Source organism: Candidatus Bathyarchaeota archaeon (assembly GCA_026014725.1).
Classification (GTDB): domain Archaea; phylum Thermoproteota; class Bathyarchaeia; order Bathyarchaeales; family Bathycorpusculaceae; genus Bathycorpusculum.
On sequence record JAOZHV010000022.1, the window covers coordinates 225,124 to 248,208 of the forward strand.

General features: G+C 44.8%; 21 protein-coding genes. 10 read left to right on the top strand and 11 right to left on the bottom strand.

Annotated features, from left to right (window positions below):
* Positions 1–3: 3 nt before the first annotated feature.
* From NWE95_03585 to mvk, 7 genes are all read right to left on the bottom strand, one after another.
* Positions 4–1,074: a polyprenyl synthetase family protein gene (locus NWE95_03585; GenBank protein ID MCW4002979.1), complete on the bottom strand. Its 1,071-nt coding sequence runs from the start codon at positions 1,072–1,074 to the stop codon at positions 4–6.
* Between the two features lies 1 nt (position 1,075).
* The gene (gene fni, locus NWE95_03590) at positions 1,076–2,176 is read right to left on the bottom strand and encodes a type 2 isopentenyl-diphosphate Delta-isomerase (protein MCW4002980.1); all 1,101 of its coding nucleotides are present in this window, start codon (positions 2,174–2,176) and stop codon (positions 1,076–1,078) included.
* Positions 2,177–2,183: 7 nt separating this feature from the next.
* Positions 2,184–2,981 (bottom strand): isopentenyl phosphate kinase, encoded by a 798-nt coding sequence (locus NWE95_03595; GenBank protein ID MCW4002981.1) that lies wholly within the window; start codon positions 2,979–2,981, stop codon positions 2,184–2,186.
* 425 nt (positions 2,982–3,406) lie between these two features.
* Positions 3,407–3,793, bottom strand: a complete 387-nt coding sequence (locus tag NWE95_03600) for a DUF126 domain-containing protein (protein MCW4002982.1) — start codon at positions 3,791–3,793, stop codon at positions 3,407–3,409.
* Positions 3,781–4,980: an aconitase X catalytic domain-containing protein gene (locus NWE95_03605; protein MCW4002983.1), complete on the bottom strand. Its 1,200-nt coding sequence runs from the start codon at positions 4,978–4,980 to the stop codon at positions 3,781–3,783. Before NWE95_03605 ends, NWE95_03600 begins: the two co-directional genes overlap by 13 nt.
* Before the next feature lie 5 nt (positions 4,981–4,985).
* Positions 4,986–6,293 carry a UbiD family decarboxylase gene (locus tag NWE95_03610; GenBank protein MCW4002984.1) on the bottom strand — a complete coding sequence of 436 codons (1,308 nt, stop codon included), beginning with the start codon at positions 6,291–6,293 and terminating at the stop codon, positions 4,986–4,988.
* Between the two features lie 12 nt (positions 6,294–6,305).
* Positions 6,306–7,247 (bottom strand): mevalonate kinase, encoded by a 942-nt coding sequence (gene mvk / locus NWE95_03615; GenBank protein MCW4002985.1) that lies wholly within the window; start codon positions 7,245–7,247, stop codon positions 6,306–6,308.
* Positions 7,248–7,750: 503 nt separating this feature from the next.
* Between mvk and NWE95_03620 the strand changes: the two genes are divergently transcribed.
* The 5 genes from NWE95_03620 (at position 7,751) to NWE95_03640 (ending at position 10,161) form a co-directional block, all read left to right on the top strand.
* Positions 7,751–8,353 (top strand): hypothetical protein, encoded by a 603-nt coding sequence (locus tag NWE95_03620; protein MCW4002986.1) that lies wholly within the window; start codon positions 7,751–7,753, stop codon positions 8,351–8,353.
* A gap of 15 nt (positions 8,354–8,368) precedes the next feature.
* A complete protein-coding gene (locus NWE95_03625; GenBank protein ID MCW4002987.1) occupies positions 8,369–8,803 on the top strand; it encodes a hypothetical protein in 435 nt (144 codons plus the stop codon).
* 177 nt (positions 8,804–8,980) lie between these two features.
* Positions 8,981–9,430: a hypothetical protein gene (locus NWE95_03630; protein ID MCW4002988.1), complete on the top strand. Its 450-nt coding sequence runs from the start codon at positions 8,981–8,983 to the stop codon at positions 9,428–9,430.
* Between the two features lie 64 nt (positions 9,431–9,494).
* Positions 9,495–9,755 (top strand): AbrB/MazE/SpoVT family DNA-binding domain-containing protein, encoded by a 261-nt coding sequence (locus tag NWE95_03635; protein MCW4002989.1) that lies wholly within the window; start codon positions 9,495–9,497, stop codon positions 9,753–9,755.
* Positions 9,756–9,762: 7 nt separating this feature from the next.
* Positions 9,763–10,161 (top strand): putative toxin-antitoxin system toxin component, PIN family, encoded by a 399-nt coding sequence (locus tag NWE95_03640; protein ID MCW4002990.1) that lies wholly within the window; start codon positions 9,763–9,765, stop codon positions 10,159–10,161.
* A 59-nt stretch (positions 10,162–10,220) separates the two neighbouring features.
* On the opposite strand, the gene NWE95_03645 is transcribed toward NWE95_03640, so the two are convergent.
* Both NWE95_03645 and NWE95_03650 read right to left on the bottom strand, forming a co-directional pair.
* Entirely contained in the window at positions 10,221–11,357 is a 1,137-nt protein-coding gene (locus tag NWE95_03645) for a hypothetical protein (protein ID MCW4002991.1), read from the bottom strand.
* A gap of 5 nt (positions 11,358–11,362) precedes the next feature.
* Positions 11,363–12,871 carry a hypothetical protein gene (locus tag NWE95_03650; protein MCW4002992.1) on the bottom strand — a complete coding sequence of 503 codons (1,509 nt, stop codon included), beginning with the start codon at positions 12,869–12,871 and terminating at the stop codon, positions 11,363–11,365.
* Positions 12,872–13,049: 178 nt separating this feature from the next.
* On the opposite strand from NWE95_03650, the gene NWE95_03655 reads away from it, so the two are divergent.
* The 3 genes from NWE95_03655 to amrB are packed head-to-tail and all read left to right on the top strand — an operon-like array spanning position 13,050 to position 15,935.
* Positions 13,050–14,303, top strand: a complete 1,254-nt coding sequence (locus NWE95_03655) for a phosphopyruvate hydratase (protein MCW4002993.1) — start codon at positions 13,050–13,052, stop codon at positions 14,301–14,303.
* 14 nt (positions 14,304–14,317) lie between these two features.
* Positions 14,318–15,076: a 30S ribosomal protein S2 gene (rpsB, locus tag NWE95_03660; protein MCW4002994.1), complete on the top strand. Its 759-nt coding sequence runs from the start codon at positions 14,318–14,320 to the stop codon at positions 15,074–15,076.
* A complete protein-coding gene (amrB, locus tag NWE95_03665) occupies positions 15,066–15,935 on the top strand; it encodes an AmmeMemoRadiSam system protein B (GenBank protein MCW4002995.1) in 870 nt (289 codons plus the stop codon). Before rpsB ends, amrB begins: the two co-directional genes overlap by 11 nt.
* A 2-nt stretch (positions 15,936–15,937) precedes the next feature.
* On the opposite strand, the gene NWE95_03670 is transcribed toward amrB, so the two are convergent.
* Together NWE95_03670 and NWE95_03675 are read right to left on the bottom strand one after the other, a co-directional pair.
* Entirely contained in the window at positions 15,938–18,250 is a 2,313-nt protein-coding gene (locus tag NWE95_03670) for a PocR ligand-binding domain-containing protein (GenBank protein ID MCW4002996.1), read from the bottom strand.
* Positions 18,251–18,326: 76 nt separating this feature from the next.
* Positions 18,327–19,091, bottom strand: coding sequence for a sugar phosphate isomerase/epimerase (locus NWE95_03675; GenBank protein ID MCW4002997.1), 765 nt, complete (start codon positions 19,089–19,091; stop codon positions 18,327–18,329).
* 149 nt (positions 19,092–19,240) lie between these two features.
* Here NWE95_03675 and NWE95_03680 point away from each other — a divergent pair, with 149 nt between their 5' ends.
* Together NWE95_03680 and NWE95_03685 are read left to right on the top strand one after the other, a co-directional pair.
* Complete coding sequence (locus NWE95_03680) at positions 19,241–19,534, top strand: MoaD family protein (protein MCW4002998.1); 294 nt, start codon at positions 19,241–19,243, stop codon at positions 19,532–19,534.
* Positions 19,535–20,302: 768 nt separating this feature from the next.
* Entirely contained in the window at positions 20,303–22,975 is a 2,673-nt protein-coding gene (locus tag NWE95_03685) for a PQQ-binding-like beta-propeller repeat protein (protein ID MCW4002999.1), read from the top strand.
* Positions 22,976–23,085: the final 110 nt, after the last annotated feature.

Genomic DNA, 23,085 nt, shown 5'->3' on the forward strand with positions numbered 1-23,085 from the left:
CTGTTACTTGGTTCGTTTAATCAAGAATTCAGCGAACGCTTTTAATTTTTCCTTAGCCTCTGGCGTTGGAAGAAGCCTGTCAACTTCGCTCCAACTGTCCAGAACCATCCGTTCAGCAGTAGCCTTCACATATTCGATGGCACCATATTTCTGCATGAGCACTATGGCTTCGTTGCGCAGGTTTTGGTCAGAAGTGTGCATGTTGAGGATTTCGATTAAGCGTTTCTTGTCGGCGCTTTTGGCTTTTTGCAGAGTATAAATCACCAGTAGCGAGCGTTTACCCTCACTGATATCTTGTCCGACACCACCTTTCTTTTTTGCGAATTCTTCACCAATCACATCTAAAATATCATCTTGCATTTGGAAAGCAACACCGATACTTTCCGCCAAACGTCCGAGTTTTTCAACCAGCTTTTCATCAGCGCCTGCTAGAACTGCTGCCATTTTAGCTGCCATGCGCGCTAGGGTGCCTGTTTTGTAAGCGCACATCTGCAAATAATCCTGCTCACTTAAAGCGTCGGCGTTGGCTATGCCCTTGTGCCATGCAATGTCCATGGCTTGCCCCATGCTGAGGTTAATCATTTCTTGCACGTAAACCTCGTAAACGTCCCGTTGCATCTGAGGCGATAGTTTGTTTCTTTGCACCATTAAGGGAAGAAGTGGCAGATAATACATGGCGTTTCCAGCATTGATTGCGATGTCGTTACCGTAGATTTGGTATGAACAGGGTTTGCCCCGCCGCAATTCCGATGAATCTTCGATGTCGTCAATGACGAGTGTGCCGTTATGGATGACTTCGGGTATTATGGAGAAGTCTAAGCAGTAATCCTCCTTTTTGCCGAGCGCTTCGCAGATTAGTAAGAATAAGGCTGGTCGCCAGCGTTTGCCTCCGCGGTCCAGCATGTCCCAGATGGGGTCAGCAACAGCTTTGTTTAGTGTTTCCAAATTGTAGCTAAAGGCTGGCGGGTTTACCTTGAAGAGCACTGCGTCTTTGCTGAACTTTCGTGGAATGTATTTTTCGATGGCTTTGTCAATTAGGGGTGCTTTTTCTTCGAGAAATTTTTCAACATCCAAGTTAACGTACTCCTCTTTTGGCGTATTTTTGCAAATTAAATCCTCTGGCCTGTAGCCATTGACCTGTTTTGCCAGTAATAACCACAGGCGTGTTTGCTAAGTCGCTGATTTTTTGTGCACCAGTGAGAAACATTGCGTTGCGTAGTTCTTCGATCAAATCTGAAAGTTTGCTCTCGGTTTGTTTTGTGCCTTTTACGGCAGTTTGCAAAATTGGCTGTGAAATACTTGCTATGGTTGCGTTTAGGGCTAAGGCTTTTGTTATGTCGGTGCCGCTTCGGATTCCGCCTGAAGCAATCAGCGGCAATTTGACTGTTTGTGCGGCTTCTATGAGGCTTACTGCGGTTGGTATGCCCCAATCCCAGAAAGCTTCGCCTAGGAAACGCTGAACGCCGTCTGCTTCCTGTGAGCGGTAATATTCAACGGCTGCAAAGCTTGTTCCGCCTACGCCACCGACATCTATGGCTTTTACGCCTGCTTCCTCAAGCGCTTTTGCGTCTTCTGCTGAGATTCCGCAGCCTGTTTCTTTAACGATTACTGGTACATCGAGTTCGCGTGCGACTTCGCCTATTTTTGTTAGTACGCCTTCAAAATTGGTTTGTCCTTCAGGCTGAACTGCCTCTTGCAACGCGTTCAGGTGTATAGCAACTGCGTCAGCGTCAATCATTTCGACAACACGCTTGACTTCTTTTGCGCCGTAGCCGTGGACAAGTTGGACGCCGCCGATGTTGGCGATTAAAAAGGCGGTTGGTGCTTTTTTGCGTGCTATTCTGTAGGTTTCTTCAAGGGTTTTGTTTTCGATGGCGGCTCTTTGGCTTCCTACACCCATGCCTAAGCCGAGTTTTTCCACTGCCTCTGCGATTGAGGCGTTAATTTGTGTGGCTTCTTGTGCTCCGCCAGTCATGGCGCCTACGATTATTGGGGCTGAGAATTTTTTATTCAAGAAGGTGGTTGTTAAGTTGATTTTTGTTTTATCAATTTCTGGCAGAGCTCGATGGACGAGTTGGACGTCTTCAAAACCTGTGGTGGCTTTCTTAGCTTGCGCTTTTTCGTTTAGACATATCCTAATATGGTCTATTTTGCGTTTGCCTGTTTTCTCTGCCATTTTACGCCTACTCTATTTCTGTCCCTAACACACTCTGGTCTGTTAAGGCTCTGTAAATAGATAACCCTTTCGTGGCGCCAGTAATGGTTACATGGACGCCTTGCTCGATGGCTGGGATTAATTCAGCGATTTTTGCTGCCATGCCACCTGTTACGTCGGTGCCTTGGGCTTTGCCTAGTTTAGGCTGAAGCGCCTTGAGCTCTGCCAACGTTAAGCTTTTGAAGGGTTTGGCGTTTGGGTTAGTTTTTGGGTCAGAATCAAATAAGCCGTCTGTGTCAACGCCGACGACTATTTTTCTGGCTTTGTATTTGATTGCTAAGTATGAGACGAGTTGGTCGCCTGAGAGGATTGTGAAGCCTAGTTTTTCGTCGAGGACTGCGTCGCCGTACATGACGGGTGTGAATATCATTTTTGTCATGGCTTTTAGAACGGTTTCGTCGAAGTGTTTGATTTTGCCGTTTTCTGTTACTATGCAGGAGGAGGGTGCGATGCTTACGGCTGGAATCTCGTGCCAGATGAGTGAGTCCATGACTAGGCCGTTTAGTACGGTCATGACGTGGTGTGTTTCGGCGAAGCCTATTTTTTGTGTTGGGTCTTGTTTGTATCCGTCTTTGATGCCGTATTTTGCTGCGGTGGGGTGTCCGAAGCTTCCGCCTCCGTGGATTATGATGAGGTTGTCGAGGTCTGCGCGTTTGATTTCTTCTGCTAGGCGGTTTATGATTTCGGTTTTTGCGGCTAGTTCTCCTGTTTTGTCGGTGATGGCTGAACCGCCGATTTTTAGGATTATCGGTCTTTCATCGTTCATCGTAAATCTTGACCTATCTATGTCTTATTCGAGTTCTGGTAATTTAACGTTACAGTTGTTTGCTGTGCCGTCTTGTTATTGCAACTCAGTGGTGTGTTTTAATTGTGGATGTGTAAGTTTTTGTATGCACAATTTTTTGTGGATGTGTTGCTGGGGCAATTACAATCAGAATAAAATAGAGAGCTGGTGTTATTTTTTCTATAGCCCCCCTATATATAGGAGCTTAGGGTAGTGGTTTGTTGCTCTGTCACCTACCCTATCCCCCTATATAAAGCGGGGATTTTAACATGTTTTTGGCTTGAAAATGCGCCAATAAGACCTACCCCTCTATAGTTTCTGCAATGAGTTCCTAATAGGATACAAATATGGTCGCGAAAAACGCGCCAGGAAACAGTGTTTCCGTGCCAACTATTGCGTTTTCAGTGTCAAGCGATTGATACTGAGTCTTTTTCTATGCTTACTCTGTTGCCTGTTTTGATTTTTGAGATCTCAATTTTGTCTACGAATGGGATTTCGCTTATAATGGCTCCGACTGCGACGATGGTTTCTGTTTCTTTATTTATCATGCCTGCGGGTGCGGTGCCGTTTTTCTTCATGCGGTACAGCGTGTAGGAGCCGACGGTTGAGCCTTTGCCTTGTGGGAAAACGAGGATTTTGCCTTTGACGCTTTGTCCTTGCAGTTCGTGCCCTTTTTCGAGCACTATGCCAGTGTTTGGGTCAACTCCGCCATAGAAGCTAATCGGCATCGAAGTTACCAGTGCTTCGCCTTCTGCTTTGCCTTTGTAGATGATTCTGCCTTTTAATTGTTCCATTTTCCAGTCACCGCCGCCTCGACGCATTCTTTCATGCTGCCCATTTTTGTTTTCATAAGGTTCTGACGTGAATAGAAGCAGCCCTTCGCTGATGTTGTTGCCAACGCTTTGAACCTGCCTTTTAGGGGTGCGACTGCCATGCAGGTGTCGCATGCAAATTTGCCGCCCGCCTCTTCAATGATCGCAGTATACCCGCGCTTGTCGGCAAGCTGTTTTGCTGTTCGGGAAGTAGCAACCCATAGTTCCGTGCCCTCTGCGACTTTTTTGCCTTTTAGCAAAGTGGCGATTTCAGCGATTTCCTTGATACTGCAGTGGGGGCAGCCGACGCAGACAAAGTCTATGTCGCTAACTTGGTCGTTGATGTTGTCATAAGCGTTTTTGAGGTCACTTTGCTCTACTACGACCATCTCGGATGGCTGTTTTTGCAGTTCAGCGCCCGGTGTTATGCCTTTCATGTAAAAAAGCGGTTTCGCGCCATACGTTACTACGGAAGCGCAGAAGCTTTTGAGTTCATCCAGTTCCGCTGTTTTGATGCCTGTGATGTAGGGGATTTTGTTTTCCGCCTTCTTGCCGATGGCGTAGCCCAGCGCGCCCCAATCCGAGAGCTTAGTTAATTCTGCGTTAACTTTAACGTGTACATCTGGGACTCGGTTCTCATCTAGATGCAAGCCATAGCAGGGTGTTTTGCCCACGAAAGCCGCGGCTAACGCGGATGGTCCTCCTTCACGGTTCGTGCGAGCGCCAAGCACCGAGTTTGCGAATGTTACGGCGCTGCTCTCTGACCATGCAACATGTTCACCATAAAGTGGCAAATTGCCAATCAAGTAAGGTGTGCAGGTACAGCTTACGAGTATACCCATTCGTGTGAATGCGTCTATTACGAGGTTTTGTTTCTCTGCAAATTCTGGGCTTATGCCGAGTTGCTGCCAGTTTTCCAAGTCCATGCCTGCTGGGTTTAGGGTTGTGAGCACCCGGACTCTGCCGTCAGCCGCTAGCGAATTAAGAAATTCTAAGCCTGCATCGCCAAGGTTATGATAAGACACGCCTGCCACTTGAACACTACCCACATCAATCAGACTCTTTGCACCAAAGATTTCGCCGAGCGCAACTAGGATTTCCATGCTTTTGCGTACAGCGTAGCCTTCAGCACCGTTTAGCATGGCTTGTTCTTGTTTAGTTAACTCCATACCAATCACAAGTACTTGTTTAGGTCAACTTTGAGGTAATCTTGTTTTGCAAAGCCCTTACCCGTGGTCGTGAGTGGTGCAGTCGCGTCTAGTCCTGCCTTAGCTGTGGTGGCTTTCTTGCCTTCAGACAAATCGCCTGACGGGTCAAGAGAAGAGCCCGGCTGGTTTGAAAGAATCACTATGTTTTTGTCGGCTTGAAAACGCGTCGCAATAGCCCATTCCACGTCATGTGGGTCATAAATGTTAATGTCCTCGTCAACAACGACACAGTGTTTTAAGGAACCATGCCCTTTGAACGCCGCATCTATGGCTTTTTTACCGTCATCAGCATTCACCTTTTTAATCTGCACAACCGCGTGAAGCCAACTGCAACCGCCCGGCGTAATGTAAACGTCTTTGCACTGGCAAACCTTGCTGACTTCCTTGAATATGGTTGGCTCTTTTGGCATGCCCATCAAAAACTTATGCTCATTTTTCCCCGCCAGAATGGTTTGGTAGATGGGTTTTTGACGGTGAGTTACACACTTGACTTCCAACACGGGCTGTTGGCGTTGGCGGTCCACTATGCCTGTTAAGTCAAGGAAGGGGCCTTCAGTGACTTTCTCTTTGGTGATTCTGCCTTCCAAAACAAATTCGCAGTCAGCAGGCACTTCCAAATCGACAGTTTTGCATTTAACAAGCTCTGTCTTCTCCAAGGCGTTTGCCATTCCAAGTTCATCAACACCCATCGGCAACGACGTAGCCGCCGCGAGCAACACGGGAGTTGAGTTGCCTATGCATATGGCGATGTCCAGTTCGCCGCCTGCCTTAGCTAAAGCCGTGTCGGTGCCGCGGTGCTCGACGATTCTGGCGACGAAGTGGTTTTTGTCTTTGAGCATGAGTCGGTGGAAGCACATGTTTCTGCCCAATTCGGGGTCTTTAATGATGCTTACTGCGCTGGCGACGTATTTGCCGCCGTCTTTCTCGGTATAGTGCATTATTGGGAGTTTGGTTAGGTCAACGTTGGTTTCTACGACTTCTTGGCATGCGCCCTTAGCTACAACCTGCGGTGCTACAGGGTGTTCGATAGCGCTGAGTAGCTTGGGTAAAAGTTGCTGCTTAGTTATGCCCATGGAGCGGCAGATTAATTCTTTAGATGAAACCAACCCTGCAACAACGGGGTAGTTTGATTCTTTAACGTTCTCAAAATAGACTGGTTTTTCGCCCAGCGCGTTTATGATGCCTGCCATCTCGTACTCGGTTGACACTGGCTTTTTTATTCTTGTTAATTCGCCGTTTTTGTCGAGTGTTTCGATAAAGTTTCTCAAACCCAACGCTCTTGCCTCCTAGCCGGTTACTACGCCGATTTTAGTGCTTAAAAACTCAAAACCAGCAGTCTTAAATGCGCTGGCGACTTTGCCCTGCAAGTCCTTGCCTGGCGTTAATGCAATCATGCAGCCTCCGCCTCCGCCGCCTGTTAGTTTTGCGCCCAACGCCCCCTGCTTGCGTGCCATATCAACCAGTAAGTCTAGTTCTTTGCTGGAGACTCCGATTTCTTGGAGTAGGCGGTGGTTTTCGTTCATGAGTTCGCCGACTTTCTTTAGGTCGCCAGCTTCGAGTGCCTTGCGTCCCGCGACTGCCAAGTTTTCTGCCTGCTTAAACAGCGGGTCATACTTGGCTGGGTTCTGTTTTTTGCGTTCGGCGACGCCCTCCACCATGGCTTTAGTGTTGGCGACTTTACCTGTGCTGCCGATGACGATTTCAACTGGTTTTCTGATGTGTAAGCGTTGCACGGTATCTGGTCCACCTGCTGGGTTCTTTTGGAACCACATGAGCCCGCCGTAGGTGGCTGCAGTGTTGTCGATGCCTGACGGGTTGCCTGCGTAGGCTTTTTCTGCTTCGTAGGCGATTTGGTTTATTTTTTCGTTTGTTAAGTTGAGGTTTAGTTCTTCGCTGATGGCGCGTGCGATGGCGACGCTGCTTGCTGCTGAAGCGCCCAGTCCGCTAAAGCCTGGCAATGTGCCGCCTATCCAGATGTTTAGTGGCATGTTGGGGTTTAGGTTTAGGGTTTTTAGCATGCGTTGGATGGATTCGATTTGTTGTTGCTGTTTTTCTTGGCTGTAGCCTTTGGCGGTTTTGCGTTGGTCTTGAATGTTTAAACCTTTTTGTGCTTTTGTGACTGTGGCGTCTGTTGTGGCGTCGATGGCTGAGACGATGCCTGGGACGCCGTGGACGACGAAGTGTTCGCCGTACAGGATGACTTTTCCGTATCCTTGGCCTTTGCCCATTGCTGTTTGTTCTCCTTTTTTGTGTTTAGAATGGTAGTGTGGTGTTGAGATATTAATTGTTCGCTGTGTGCTGGTTTTTTCTAGTAGTAGATGATGAGTGAGTGCCTTAGTACATCATCAATCTGTGGGTTGTGTAGGCGATTGGTTTTTTGTGTTCTGGTTGTGGGAAGCGTTGCAGGTTGGTTGTGGATGTTGCACAAGGTTGATGTTTTGGATTGGGTTGGTTTGCGTGCTGTACAACTTGGGTTTTGTTTTGGTTGTTTTTAGTTCGGAGTTAGATTGTGAACTGTGAGGTTTTACACACGTATACATGGGTGCATGTTGGCTTTGGCTGTTGTAGAAGTGAATACATTTTTGGTTTAGTTTGGAGAAAAGTTTTGACTTTGTGCTCTAAAGTTGAGGATTATCTTGAGCGTCTGTTCCGCTCTTGGAACATTTTGTTCCACCGAAAGCATAAAAAGCCATTTTTATCAATTGCTGATTAGTTAAAGGAAAGAGCGTATATGAAGAAAAAGTTTATCGCGTTAGCTTGTTTAGTCTTCGCGGCAGGACTTGTACTTGGTTCGATCTTTTTTTACGGCGAATTCACTGGTCGACAATATAAAATATATCCGATTGAAGCTAATATAGTACATGCATATTTTAATGCCTATAATACAAACGCAGAGTCAGGTATTGGCTACACTACATTGGTATCGTATGTTTTTGTTCTAAATGTAACTAACCCAACTGATACGACGTTGAGGCTTTCGGAGTTATTTATATCGAGTACTAACCTGCTTCATCTTCGGCGAGACTTTCCCGACGTTAGTAGCGATTATTATTTTTATCCTCATACTTCACGATTGGTGGTATTTAGGGATACTACAAGTGGAATAGGTGTTAGCAAGTTAGAATTAGGTTATATCGACTATATAATGACTGTTGGTTTTTCACCAACTGAAGGAAGAGGAAGCGGTTCTGTTTTGGTCAGTGATCAGTTATCGTTACGAAATATAAGCCAAAATGAATATGTTTATGGTGCTACCTTTAAAACTGGCTCATACTTCACTTTCAATAATGAAAACATTGGCATAACATCATCGACTGGCAGACAAACTGGATAATGGTGAATCATGGAGTTGGCGCTCGAAGAGGAATTAAGCGTTGTAACATTCAAGATATACCTCTATCTGGTTCGAATTGACAAACCTGTTGGTCCCAGAGATGTCACGCGTGATGTTAATCTTTCCAGTCCAGCGGTGGCGCATAGAGGACTGCAAAAGCTAACAGACTTAGGATTGGCATATAAAGACGAGTATGGCAGATATACCGTCAAAGAAAAGATTAGTTTCAAAGGTTATGTATGGTTAGGTAAAAATCTAGTTCCACGATTTATTTTATACGGTCTTTTTTTTACAGGTCTGCTGATTCCAGAAATCGCCGCTCTAGTCATTCGCTGGTTAGCGCAAGAACCAATTGAACCTTATATTGTGTTGACTGCAATTACTATTTTTTCTGCAATCACTTTTCTGATTGAAGGCTTACATCTAAGAAAAAAATATGGTATCTCTTAAAACAAGAAAACGGAAAAGGAAAAGGCTGACGATTAGCTAACTTGGTTGCTGTGTAATGTGTTGGTTTTCCAGCGCTCTGTTGAAATTGTGCAGTTTATTTTTCAGCAAAGTTAGAGCCAGCGTGATTGCGCCAAAACTCAGCAGCGTGATGCCAGCCACCATTGAAGTAGTTGTAATATGTCCAGCGGTAAGTCACCATGTATTGTACTTGCTTGTTGTAGGCGTCAACGTTGGAGAGCATCTTATGTTCTCTCAACCGTCTTCGTAATCAACATCCTGCAGTCAGGCGAAGAACTCAACATTTTAGGTTGGCCCTACAGTGCACTTGGCGCATTGACGTTTTACATACCCATAACGCTTGTTGCTCACTTTTTGCTGTTTAAGGTGAAATCGAAAGAATCCTTCTACGCGACTGTTGCCATAACAGCCTTGACTGTGTTTATCGGGTTGAGGAACCTGTGGGGAAGTCTGTACAATTTCCCAAAAACAGGAGATTTTACTCCATCGTTTGAGAATTTGACAGTTTTAGGTATCTGGGTAGCCATCACCATAACTTTGGTAGTCCTTAATGTTACACTGGTGATAAAGAAAAGAAAGGGTGTAAAGAGCGGTTACATGACGCTTTAGGCTTTTGATTTGGCAATACAATTATTAGTAAGACTATTCTTACTTTATTCACGGTGTGCTATGTATGGTGGAAGCGTCTACAACTAAGGTTTCATCTAAAGGGCAAGTGGTGATTCCTGCGAACGTGCGTAAAGCCGCCAGCCTCAAGAAAGGCGAAAAAATCTTAGCCATAGCCATCGACGACACAGTAGTTCTGAAAAAGATAGTTGACAAGTCTTTTGAAGAGACCATGAAGCCTGTGTGGAGAAGAGTTAGGCAGATGGGTCTTGCGGAGGAAGACATAAACGCTCTCATCGAAGAAGCGAGGACTCAAAGTAGTTCTTGATGCGAATGTGTGGATTTCTGCATTGCTTTGGGGCGGAAAACCAGCCCAAATCATTAAGGCGGCTGAGGACGGCAAAGTTACCATCTTTTTGTCTGAGGAGATTGTTGGAGAAATCAGCCAAGTTCTAACTTATCCCAAGTTAAAGAAAATCTATCAAGCTGAAGGCTTACATCATCAGGAGTTAATTGAGGCAGTTCTTAAAGTCAGCAAGTTCGTTGAGGTTAATAAAAAAGTAAATGTTGTTTTGGAGCACCCCGCAGATGACAAGTTCATCGATTGCGCCTTAGCCGCTAAAGCAGATTATATTGTCAGCGGAGACAAGCACCTTCTAAACATTGGCAGCTATAGGAAAACTTCGATACTGTCAGTCAGCGAGTTTCTCAAACTTAAAGAAAAACTTTTGTAAAGTTCTTTCAATTTGTATTATAAAACTTGCTAGTAAAAAAAGAGGGGAGAGCTTGTTCGCTATTTGCTTCTTTTCTTAAGGGCTAGTGCCACTAGAACTGTTGGAATTGCAACTGCAACACAAACAACTACAATATACGCCGCCCAAGGTACTGAGTTATTGCTATTTGGTTGGATGCTTTCGGGGGAAGCTATAGGAGTGGGTTCTGGATATGGAAAACCGCCACCCAAAGCTTCGATACTGATTACTTCACCTGAATCAGCCCAAAGCATGACTTCAATGTAGGAAACGCCACCTGCATAAAACTCGCTCAAAGGTAAATCAACAATCCAGCAAGGATATAGTATAAAATGGTTAGTTCGATTTAGGAATGAGAAGCGTGAGCGTATGTTTTTTTCTATTATGTTAAAGTTTGCTGTTTGCTCATCTTTTGTATATTGATAGGGCTCCACACTCTTCAGCGCAATGCTTTCGGCTTCTTCTTGGGAAATATTAACCTCAGAGCTTCCCAACTTGTAAAAACTTCTATCGTCAGCAAAACTTTCAAAATGCCCATTTTGAAATTCTAATATAAGTCGGCTATAGTCCGCTCCATTAAGCGTGTTGCCCCACTTGAGGCATGTATTGTCATAACTGCATTCTACTTCTAGGCTTAAATTATCAGCCTTTTTTGTTGTATTCGAAGTGATTTCCACCATATCTAATAGACTTCTCATTTGACTGAGTTGGGCATCTCCAGAGTAGGTTTGGTATCTCTGTAGCAACGCCGAGATAGCATCCTTTAAGTCAGTGGGAGGTTGCTTACTATAAAGCGGTGGTCCTTGCGATTCCTCGTAGATATCGCATGAAATTAATTTGTTGTCCCAGAAACTAAAAGTAACTGTGAGGAGACTTTTTCCGCATTTACCAGTAGAGTCAACGAAACCCGTAGAGTCAAGGCTGTATTGTCCTGTTGTTTGAGCAACGCCGCCTAACCATGGCCAATAATTCGTTGCTTTTGTTAATAGTATCGAATTATATTTTGTCATATCAAGCTCAACCACGTCCCTCAAGAAATTAAGTACCTCTCCAGTATCAATAGCTGTTTCCTCTGCCGAGTACGCAACAGTTTGCCGAGTAGATAAAGCTGAGAAAACCAAAAGAGCTAACAGAACGATAACCGTATACGACTTCATATTAAACAATGCAATAGCCATTTTCCTTACCTCGGTAATCTTATTGTTACATCTCCCCAGATGCGCATTCTACCTGGTACCGATTCCCCATTAGGTGGGACAGGCAACCAATACCAATTGTCAAGAGGACAGTTATCAAAATCATTGTTGTTATGTGTGTCCCTTGAAGCTTGATCTAGAGCAGCTTTTACAGTGTAGCCTTCAGTTAATAGGTAATAATAGAAGAGATATACCCAGTGTGCATAATTAAAATTGGGATTTGATGCGGGGGTTCTGTACCAAATTGATACTCCTTCAAAACTTATGAAAATATGGTCACTGTAGTCGGGCGCGCCATGATAACCGTCATTATTTAATGACCACGGATTAAGATACATCCAAGATGGAAGAAAGCCTGCGCTATGTTCTCCATTAAAAACTCCAATCCAACATGCGCTACTGTTCGCTAATCCACAAGTCCACAAAAACAAGAAATCATGTGTTGCATGCTTTGCAACGTCGTGTATTGTATAATTCACTGTGTTAAAAATTTCATAGTCTTTTATTAAATCATCAAAAACATTACCCTCGTCATCGTATATCCTTGTATGGTTAAGCTGGCAACCAGGTTTGTCGCAATTATATCCTGCTGGCCAAGTATGTCCCTTGTAGAAAACTGTTGAAAAATCATAGTACCGCTCTGATGTAGCCGTAGTGCTATAAACAGTAGATGGTTCAGTGTTTGGCCCCCATGAATCTGCAAGATAATAATATTTTCCAGTAGCATAAAATAAGTCGTGAATAGCGTCTGAAACACTATCTGATGTTTCTTCTTCCCATGTTGGAACATATGCAAAAGCATAGTTGGTTGTACCGTAAAGCATGCTGGTAGGATTCCTTAATATGCCGTAATCGTAATAGGTATCACTGCGATCCATAGAAACTGGACTGGAAAAATCATATGTCTTTATGACTTGATTGTTCGAGTTTAGAATTTGCAGATAGTCTACCTGTAGACCAACTGTATTAGCTATCCACGGGTCGATGCTTTTTATCATTATTGTAACTGTGGAACTATACGCAGACAAGTCCAGAATGTTAGAAGTGTATGTATCCCAGTTGATCCAGCCTCCGTTGCAAGTAGCAGTTCGCCAGCATGCAGTGGTATACGTGAAGTCAGTAATAGGGTGTTCTTCATTGTTTTCTGTTCTAAACTCGCCTTCATTGATGAGCTTGCGGTTTGCAACATTATTAACAACATAAACGTAAGCGAGCGTATAGGACGGCCCAGAGTAGTCTAGATACCATCTCCAATAGACGCGTAACTTGTTTCCATGAAGGTAACTCTTGTCAATGTGGAAAAAAGCATAAGCAGGACCATTTCCGCCCTGAGTGGACATCATCTCAAGAACGCTGCTTGTTGGTTTACTGAAAGTATAGCTTGGATTGTAGCTGGCGTATTGTTTGTACTCTTTTAGAGCAACGGCGTCTTGATTAGGTACAATTGCTTCTACTGGTTGTATGTTTAGAGTTGCAAAGAGCGATATTGAAAGCAAAAGCAATAGCCTCAAGTAGCTATACGAGTTTTTCTCATTTATTTTTTCCTCGTATAATTAGTGTTGTCTTCCGAAATAATATACAAATCAAACGCTTTTATAATTTACGCTATGCTCAGTGTTCCGAAACCTAAAATAAGCGCGTAACAAAACTATAGCAACTTGAGGTTTAAACTACGTGTCATCAATCATCGAAGACCTCATCGCCAGAAAAGTTTTCAATAACCGAGGAGAAGAAACCATAGAAATCGACGTAATCACCACCTCAGGCTTTGGAAGAGCAGCCGCACCCGCAGGCAAAAGCAAAGGCAAAGCCGAAGTAGTGAATTACCCAACAGGCGGCGTAGACCAAGCCATAAAAAAAATCGACGACCTCATCGCTCCCGAACTTGCAGGATTAAACGCTGATTTTCAAGAAGAAATCGACAGCACACTCCACGAAATCGACGGCACTGCTGATTTTAAAAACATCGGCGGAAACACCGCAGTCGCCATCTCTTTAGCAAACGCGGAAGCAGCCGCAAACTCTCACGGTTTACTCCTATTCCAATTCTTAGGCGGAAACGCCGCAACCACCATGCCCTTCCCGCTGGGCAACTGCATAAGCGGAGGCGCACACACTCGCGGCAAAGCCCCCGACATCCAAGAATTTTTGGCGTTGCCGCATGGTGCAGAAAGCTTCTTAGAAGCCCAAACTGCAAACGCCAAGATTCACAAAAAAATCGGCGAATCCCTGCGAAAGAAAACCACCAGTTTTAACGGTGGAAAAAGCGACGAAGGCGCATGGATAGCCAGCATCGACACCCAAGACGCATTTGACACAATCGCGCGGGCTTGCGAAGAGGTGGGTAACGAAATGGACTTTGAATGCGGCTTTGGAATTGATGTTGCAGCATCCTCGTTTTGGAAGCCAAAAGAAGAAAAATACGTCTACAACAACGAGGGCAAAAAACGCGACACTGCCGAACAACTTGAGTATATGCTTGAATTAATCGAAAAATATCATTTAACCTATGTGGAAGACCCCTTCCACGAAGACGACTTCGAAAGCCTCGCAGAACTCACCAAAAAAGCTAAGAATTGCATAATCTGTGGAGACGATTTATTCACAACCAATACTGAAAGGTTAAATAATGGAATAAAGATTAACGCTGGAAACGCTATCATCATAAAAGTCAACCAGATAGGCACCCTAACCGATGCAGTTGAAACAATCGAAACAGCCCAAAAGCACGGTTACGACCCTGTCATATCCCACCGCTCAGGCGACACAACCGACTGGCACATCGCGCACATAGCAGTCGCCTACAAATGTCCCATCATAAAAACAGGTGTGGTCGAGGGCGCACGCATAGCCAAACTAAACGAGCTAATCCGCATCGAGCACTTCCTTGGGGACAGAGCAAAAATGGCTGACTTAAAAATACGCTAAAAGAAGATGAAAAAATGTCAGAAGACGAAGTAAAACAAAACCAACCAGAAGAGGAACAAGCAGAGAATCCTCCAGAAGAAGAAAACATAGAACAAGTAAGCACCGAACCTGAGTATGAAGAAGTTGAAGCTCAGGATGCAACACAAGCTCCAGAGGAAACCCTGCTTCTGCCACGAGACACCCTGCTCTCCGCAGGCATCCACATCGGCACAAGAATGAAAACCCTAGACATGGAACCCTTCATCTACCGCGTCAGACCAGACGGACTATTCGTCCTAGACGTTAAAAAAACAGACGACCGCATCCGAACCACAGCCAAATTCCTCTCCCGCTACGAACCAGCAAAAGTAGCCGTTGCAGCAACAAGACTCTACGCACACGAACCAGTCAAAAAATTCTGCCAACTCACAGGCGCAACGCCACTAATCGGCAGATTCATCCCAGGCCAACTCAGTAACCCACAATACCCAAACCGAGTGGACCCAGAAGTTATCGTGGTCTCCGACCCAAGAGCTGACGCTCAAGCAGTCAAAGAAGCCAGCAAAGTCGGCATCCCCATCGTCGCACTCTGCAGTACTGACAACGAATTCGCAGGCGTAGACCTAGTTATCCCAACCAACAACAAAGGCAGACGCGCACTAGCCGTCATATTCTGGCTACTGGCAAGACAAGTCCTACGCGAACGCGGCGAACTAGGCCCAGACAGAGATCCACCGGCAACCATCGAAGACTTCGAAGCCAAAGTAACCCGCGAAGAGGAGGATGAGAGCTAAAAGTTTGCCAACCCTTCGGCGTCCAACCGTAGCTGGTCAATTCTACGAGGGAGATGCCGAAGCGCTTAGAGCACAACTTAAAGCTTGCTTCCTACACCCGCTTGGTCCACAAAAACTTCCCAAAGTTAACCTTCACCTGCACCCGCGAAACATCGTGGGCATGGTTTGTCCGCACGCTGGCTACATGTATTCAGGTCCAGTGGCGGCAACAGCTTTTTACGAATTAGCCCAAGACGGCAAACCCGACACTGTCGTGCTTTTAGGTCCAAACCACACAGGCTACGGCAGCGCTCTCGCGCTCATGAACGAAGGCACATGGCAAACACCACTGGGCAACATTGAAATCGACACAAAACTTGCCAAAGCAATACTGCATGAAACACAAATCGTAGATGCAGATGCAACCGCGCATAGGTTTGAGCACTCGCTAGAGGTGCAACTGCCTTTTCTACAGTTCCTCTACGGCAATGATTTTAAAATTGTCCCCATCAGCTTCTTGATGCAGGACTATGCTTCAGCCGTCGAAGTCGGCAGAGCACTAGTCGAAGCCTTAGATACCACAAACTCTGTGGTTATTGCTTCCTCAGACATGACGCATTATGAATCAGCAAAAATAGCCGCCAAAAAAGACCATGAAGCACTCAAACACGTCACCGCTATGGATGCCAAAGGCTTCTACGAAACCATTGAAAAGCAAAACATCTCAGCCTGTGGGTACGCGCCCATAACCAGCCTAATCACCTATGCGAATGGCATAGTTGCCAAGGAAGCCAAACTTTTAAGTTACCACAACAGCGGAGACATCACAGGCGACCACTCAAGCGTCGTCGGCTACGCCACAGTAACCTTCAGAAAATAGCACTATTTTGAGAATTGCAGAGTGAATTTGGTGCCTTTGCCCGCTTCGCTCTCAAAAGTTATTTTGCCGCCCATAGCTTCAGTCATTCGCTTAACTACTGCCAACCCAAAGCCCTGACCCTTAGCCTTAGTAGTCATCAAAGGCATGAAGAGTTTGTCCTGCACTTCTTTTGGTATGCCTTCTCCTGTGTCTTGGACGTCAATTATGATTTGGTTTCGTTTGTTGGTTACGTTTATGGTTAGTTCTCCGCCGTTGGGCATGGCTTGCACGCCGTTTTGGATGAGGTTTACAAGTATGCGCTTAATCATTGTTGGGTCAACAGTAAGTTTGGTTGGTTCTTTTGCGTTGACATTTACTTTGATGTTATCAGGCACCGATACCATCGCCAATGCGTCAGTGATTGCTTTCTTGGCTTGCACTTTCTCTTTCTTGGGGTTTAAGGGTCTGGCAAAATCTTGGAGATCAGCGATAATCTTATTCATGTACAATATGTTTTCCTCAATACTATGGATGCTCTCAAGCAAGTTCTGTTTAGCCTCATCCTCTGGTAGCGACTCAACCTCAAGCTTCTCAAGGTACAACTCGCTGGTTATCGCCTGTAAAGGATTACGAATATCATGACCAACCATAGCGGCGGTCGCACCAATTGCAGATAATCGCTCAGCATCTTTAAGTTGGCGCGCTCTCTCCTCAGCAAGCTTCTCCATCTGCGAAGCGTACTCTTCAACTTCAACGGCTTTGTCCTCCAGTATTGCCTGCAGTTCCTTTTGGTTATAGAGTGATTTAGCAAGTTTGACGTTTGAGTGGCTAAGTTTAGAGATTATCTCCGTTAGGCGAGCGTAGAAAACCATTAGCTGCTCAATTTTTTCTTTGCTGAACCGTGGTACACGTTCAAGTGCGGCAAGGTACGCTTCTCTATTAAAGCCGTATTTCTCAGCTTGGGTAGCAAACACGTCGCGGTTAATCTTTTGTTTCTCAAAGAAAAATTGACCAAAGAAAACATTGCCAACGTGCTTATTGCCTATATATAATGGTGTTACAACTTCTTGCATGTTGTTTTTGCACGTGTAGATTTTTATTTCGCCTTTTTTGAGACTGCCTGAAAATTGCAAGTCGCTTTCTAGACATTTCTCTAATGATTGCGGATTAATCCTGTGAAACTTTGTGCATATGTCTTGCCAACCCGTGTTGATGAGCACGTTTCCCTTGAGGTCTTTGAGTGCAAACCCCATGTTAGTTACCTCGTAGAGGTGGTTCATGGTTGCTTGCAAGGAAGACACATCTATGATGTTGGCTAAGTCCTGCTCCTCGATTTCGACATCTGGAGATAATACTGAATCCAACTTGAACTGTAGTCGCTCTTCGCTTTCGCGCAATGCTTCCTCAATGGCTTTCCGTTCAGCAATTTCTTGCTCTAGTCTATCGTTAACTTCGGTTAGTTCTCGGGCGCGGTTTGCCAGCGATACTTCGCTTTGTTTTAGGTTGCGGAATAGCAATTCGAAGGGGTTAGTTAGGCTTGTCTCAACCAGAGCAATGTAAATGCAATAAAAAGACCCTATGTTTACTAAATGTCCTATCATGTTTGAGATTCCATAAACATCAGTGTACAGTGTGAAGGCCATTTCAGTGGCAATCGCCAATGCCATGGCAGTCAATAATAGCTTGAAAATGCGTCCGCTGAATTCTCGTCTTTTTTTGATTAAGACAACGATGGAAACGAGTATGATTGCTGATATGACGTATTCGCTGCCTATTTTGAAAGGCGTTAGTTGATCTATTATGTCGTTATAGGCTTGCGGAAACACTCCAAAGTAGATTGAAAGAAGAATCAATCCTGAAATAATAGTGTAACTTGCAATGGTAATAATTGATTTAACTTTGTGGTGAATCAAAAGTAGCGGCACAAGAAATGAAAAACTAAGTAAGTATCTGGTTGCTATCCATAACTGAGTTGCCAAGTTGGCGCCAGCATCTGGGAAAACTCCCATCCCTTTGTATGCTAATGTATGGATTAGAGCCAGTATGGCAACAAAAAGCAGTGCGATACCGATTATTTTGAAATAACTATTGTCCACTAAGCGTCTGGTATTCCATGCTATGGCAAAGATGGCTATGGCAGTTACTATGCTAAAGATTTCAACAAAAGTGTGGAAGAGCAGGTAATTTTGCTGGCTCAAATAATACAGTAATACCAAACCCGCGACCGCGATTACAATTATCAGTATCGTCCGTATGTTTGAATGTTGAGTTGAGCGATTTTCTCGATAGTCTTTGGCAAAGTCCTCGCTGATTCCCCTCTCACCTCGCCCCTCCAAAGAGTACCCAATGAAAATCTCTTGAGTACTTAAAAACAGTTCTGATGGCAAGATAAAAGAAACTGCGTTATGGGGATTAGAATTTTTCTAGTGTTTTTTCAAAGAAGGATTTGGTTTTGGCGATTTCCTCAATTGGGGTTTTATGTTCTATCTCCAACGTTATTGGTCCTTGATAGCCATATCCGTGGAGTGCTGTGAGGAAGGCTGTTAACTGGGGTGTTTCTTTGGTGAAGGGTCTGTGAGCTTTGTTTGCCATGTGAACGTTGCACACACGCCTGCCATATTTTTCAAGCAGGTTTTCTATTTGTTTGGTCTCTAAGGCGTGACAAAAATCAAGTGTTATCCCCATGTCGCCGCCGTCTATTATGTTTAGGATTTCTTCTAGTTGTTCAACGTTTTTGCCATAACCTGTTGAGGTGTATGAGAGGTTTTCCAGCGCAAGTTTTATGCCCAGAGTTTTTGAGTAATCGTTGAGTTCGCTAAAAATTTCAGTTAAACATTTTTCCCTGACTGGTTTAGATAGCTTTTTTGAGATGTTGGAGTGAACGGTCATTATTGGCGCTTTCAATCGTCTCGCAAATTCGAGGGATATTTTCCCGTAATAGACTGCTCTGTGTACTTCCACTTCGTCCTTCACGTGCAAGGCGGCGGAGTGGAGTGTTAGGCAGTTTAAGCCTGAGGCTTCGAAGAGTTCTTTTGCAGTGTAGACTGCGGTGTCGTTTTCTTTCTTGACCGTCTTCATGTTAAACTCGATGTTTTCAAATCCTAGTTGCTTTACGGTTGCAAAGTTCTCGGTTAAGCTTAGTTTGCTAAAGATTCCGTTTGACAAACTCAACTGCATATCTCAAAGCCCGTTTGAAATAATAGCTGTCGGTGCTATTTTTCTTATCTTTTTTGACGTGAGCAAATGTTATGGTCAAGGAGTTTTCCTTTATCTTTGGCGTAACAGTTTAATTTTGGCTGGGTGCAATATGCTCTTGGTGCCAGCTTGTGGAAGTGAAAGTTCGCTTTTTCACTAACCTTAGAGAGATTGTTGGTAAACGTGAAGAAGCCGTTAGGTTTGCTGATGATGAAGTGGTAACTGTGGATTTGGTTCTTAAAACGCTCTCTAAAAAATACGGCAACCCCTTCGATGAATATGTTTACAATGACGAAACGGGGCAACCTAGAAATTTTCTCCAATTTCTCGTTAACGGAACCAGCACTCAAACGCTAAACAGTTTAGAAACTTTACTTAAGGACGGCGATGTTTTGGCGGTTCTTCCGCCTGTCGGCGGCGGCTAAGAATTTGCCATTGATACTTAAAAAGGCAGTTCTTTCGAGTCAAAATTCTGATAAGATTATGTGGATTGTGCTGTTGGTACGCTATTGGCAGTTTGTGACAAAATAGTATTTCCAGATAAACACGGGACCTGAGGCTAAATATCTTTGCAGTTGTTATCGGACCATCAAAACTTGGATTCAAAACTATTCCAATGAAAGAGTACATAATGCCGACGCTTGACAAGTTTGAAGAAATTACTGGAGCCGACATTCAGTTGCCAAGTAGGTTCAGCATTGAAGGCATGATAGAGTATATGTAACAACAGAAGAACCTTTGCAAACAATGACTCTTTTAAACAAGACACAGTGATGGTTCAAGAAAGTGACATTGAATGGGCTATAGAAACTATGGAAACCAATTATCCCAACCTGCAACAGGCAAAAATAAAAAAGATAAGACTGCCCCCAGACTTGGTAAATTTAAAATTTTACTGTGTGTCCACCTACCGTTTGAGTGCATTTTGTTTTTCATCAATTCGAAGACTTCCTTTCTTATAGCCAAGTTTTTTAAACATGTTTTATGCTCGTTTTTCTGCAACTTTTAATACATGCTTATTCAAATAATGACCTTTTATGTTCAAAAAACTATCTTTTTTACTGTATTAGTCAACGGAAAATTTACGCAAATTATTTAAACCTTAACTCACTATAAAGAAAATGGCAGTTTTGGAAAAGATATCTCTGTTTTTTAACCTGCCCAAAATAAAAAGATAGGAGAAAAAATGAAAAATGCAAATAACTAGAAATAAGATTGCAGCTATAGCGATAATCGCGCTTTTGACTTTTTCAATGGTGATTGCTCTAGTGCAGAATGCTAACGCTCACACTCCACCATTGACCATTCCGACGTGGGCTTATCTAAGCGTTATGCCTAACCCCGTCGGCGTCGGCCAAACCGCGTACATAGGCTTTTGGCTTGACAAAGTTCCGCCAACAGCCTACCAAGAATATGGTGACCGGTGGCACAATTTCACCGTTACAGTCACCACACCTGACGGAAACACCGAAACCTTGGGACCCTTCACCTCAGATGCCGCAGGAGGGGCAGCCACTACGTACGTACCTACACAACTTGGTAACTACACTTTCGTGTTTAACTTTCCAGGTGAAACCTTAGCAGGCGCCAATCCCAGCCCACTCGTGGGCACCGTTAACTCAGTGTACGTTGGGGACTATTTTGCGCCTAGCACAAGCACCAAAGTGACGCTGACCGTGCAACAGAAACCAATAGAAGTTTCGCCGACAGCACCGCTTCCAACCGCTTACTGGCAACGCCCCATACCTGCAATGAACCTTGACTGGTACAAAATTGCCGGAAACTGGCTCGGATACGCTGCCGGATCAGGCGGAGGAGCAGCCGGAGGAGCCTACTATAACAAGACCGACAGTACTGCAAACTTTAACCCATACACAACAGCGCCAAACACCGGCCATATTGTCTGGACAAAGCCATATTCGTTCGGAGGTATCATGGGAGGAGACTACGGCGGAACCCAATACGGTAGCGCCTACAATTCAAACAATCAGTACCAGCCAAAATGGGGTGGAATAATCATAAACGGCGTAGTTTACTACACCCTGATCCCAGGCAGCACAACAAACCCAGCTGGCTGGGTCGCAGTTGACCTTCGCACGGGACAAACATTATGGACCAAGAACACCACCTCAGTGCTGAGAACTGGACAAATACTAAACATCATAAACCCCAACCAATACGGAGGCATCCCATACTTATGGGCATTGCCGCCTTCACCATACGCAGGCACGACATCAGGCGGTATCCAGTTCAACAATACTTGGGAGATGTACGATGCAATGACAGGAAATTACATACTAAGCATCGTTAACGCGCCTTCAGTGTCAGCAGTGATACGACCCGGTCTTACTGTTCAAATTGCGTTGATGCCAACAATGGTTTCTGACGATAATGGCAACCTGATTGCTTACTACGTTAACGGTACCGCTCGTACGCTGAACATGTGGAACTCGACACTAGCTATCATCAGATACAACTACGAAACAGGGAGAAGCGTTAATTCTTGGACCTGGAATCCTCCCCAAGTAGCAAACATTGACTGGAGCTTAGGAGTACAGTGGACAAAACCCTTAGCCACCACTGTGACTGCACCTAATGGAACCACTGTAAACATCAGCCCAACTCTTGGTATTGCTAAAATTGCAAGCGATGTACTTGTTATGACTAGCTCACCCGAAGCTTTTTCTCAATTCATGGGTGAATATACAGTTCAGGCAGGCTACAGCGCAGTTGACGGAACGCTACTGTGGGGTCCAATATGGAGGACCATAACGCCCTATACTAGGATGAACCCGACTGCTGCTGCAGCAAATGGAATGTACTATGAATACACCATGGAAACGATGACGTGGAGGGCTTTCAGCCTGAAGACGGGACAGCTAGTTTGGGGTCCAGTCTCGCTCGGCAACAGCAAGGATGTCTACGGTTACTATACCCAGCAATTCATTGTCGCTTACGGCGCGCTTTACATGACAGACTTAGGCGGATACGTATACGCCTTAAACGCCACAACAGGCGCTCGATTGTGGACCTTCTTCACCGGAGACGCCGGTTTGGATACACCATACGGCGTATATCCTCTCTATAACTTGCCTGCTGCTGCTGACGGGAAAATCTTCGCCCTCGGAGGCCACCTATACAGTCCACCACTGTACCCGGGCGCCAAGCTATATGCTCTAAACGCCACCACAGGTGAACTCATTTGGGACATGCCTAGCTTCGTCATCACAAACCAACCAAACTGTGCTCTAGCAGACGGCTACTTATTAATGCCTAATGCCTACGATAACCAACTATACTGTTACGGCAAGGGACCCAGCAAACTTACTGTTACAGCACCAAGCGTCGGAGTGACAACAGCCACACCAATAACGATAAGCGGCACAATTACCGACATGTCAGCTGGCGCCCAGCAAGGCTTTGCCGCCGTGAGCTTCCCAAATGGTCTCCCATGTGTGTCTGACGCAAGCATGACTGACTGGATGAAGTTCGTTTACATGCAACAACCATGCCCAACAAACGTGACTGGCGTTCCAATTTCGATCGACGTTCTTGACTCTAACGGTAACTATAGAAGCATTGGTACAGCAATGAGTGATGCCAGCGGAACTTTTGCTTTCACTTGGGCACCTGACATTCCTGGGGATTTCACTGTTGTCGCTACCTTCGCAGGTTCAGAATCATACTGGCCATCAAACGCTGCGGCACACTTCTACGCCGGCATACCAGCTCCCACCGCATCGCCATATCCCACGATAAACCTGCCACCAACTGAAATGTACTTCATTGGTAGTACAATCGCAATAGTAATAGCAATAGCAATCGTTGGCGCACTAGTACTAATGGCAATCAAGAAACGGCCATAATAATACACAGCCAAGAAAATCACTTTCCCTTTTTTTTAGTTTCAGAAACAAAGAAGAAAGAAAATAGGGGTTCATTCTTTTAAAAGCAAGTTGAGTGCATAATTTGGCTC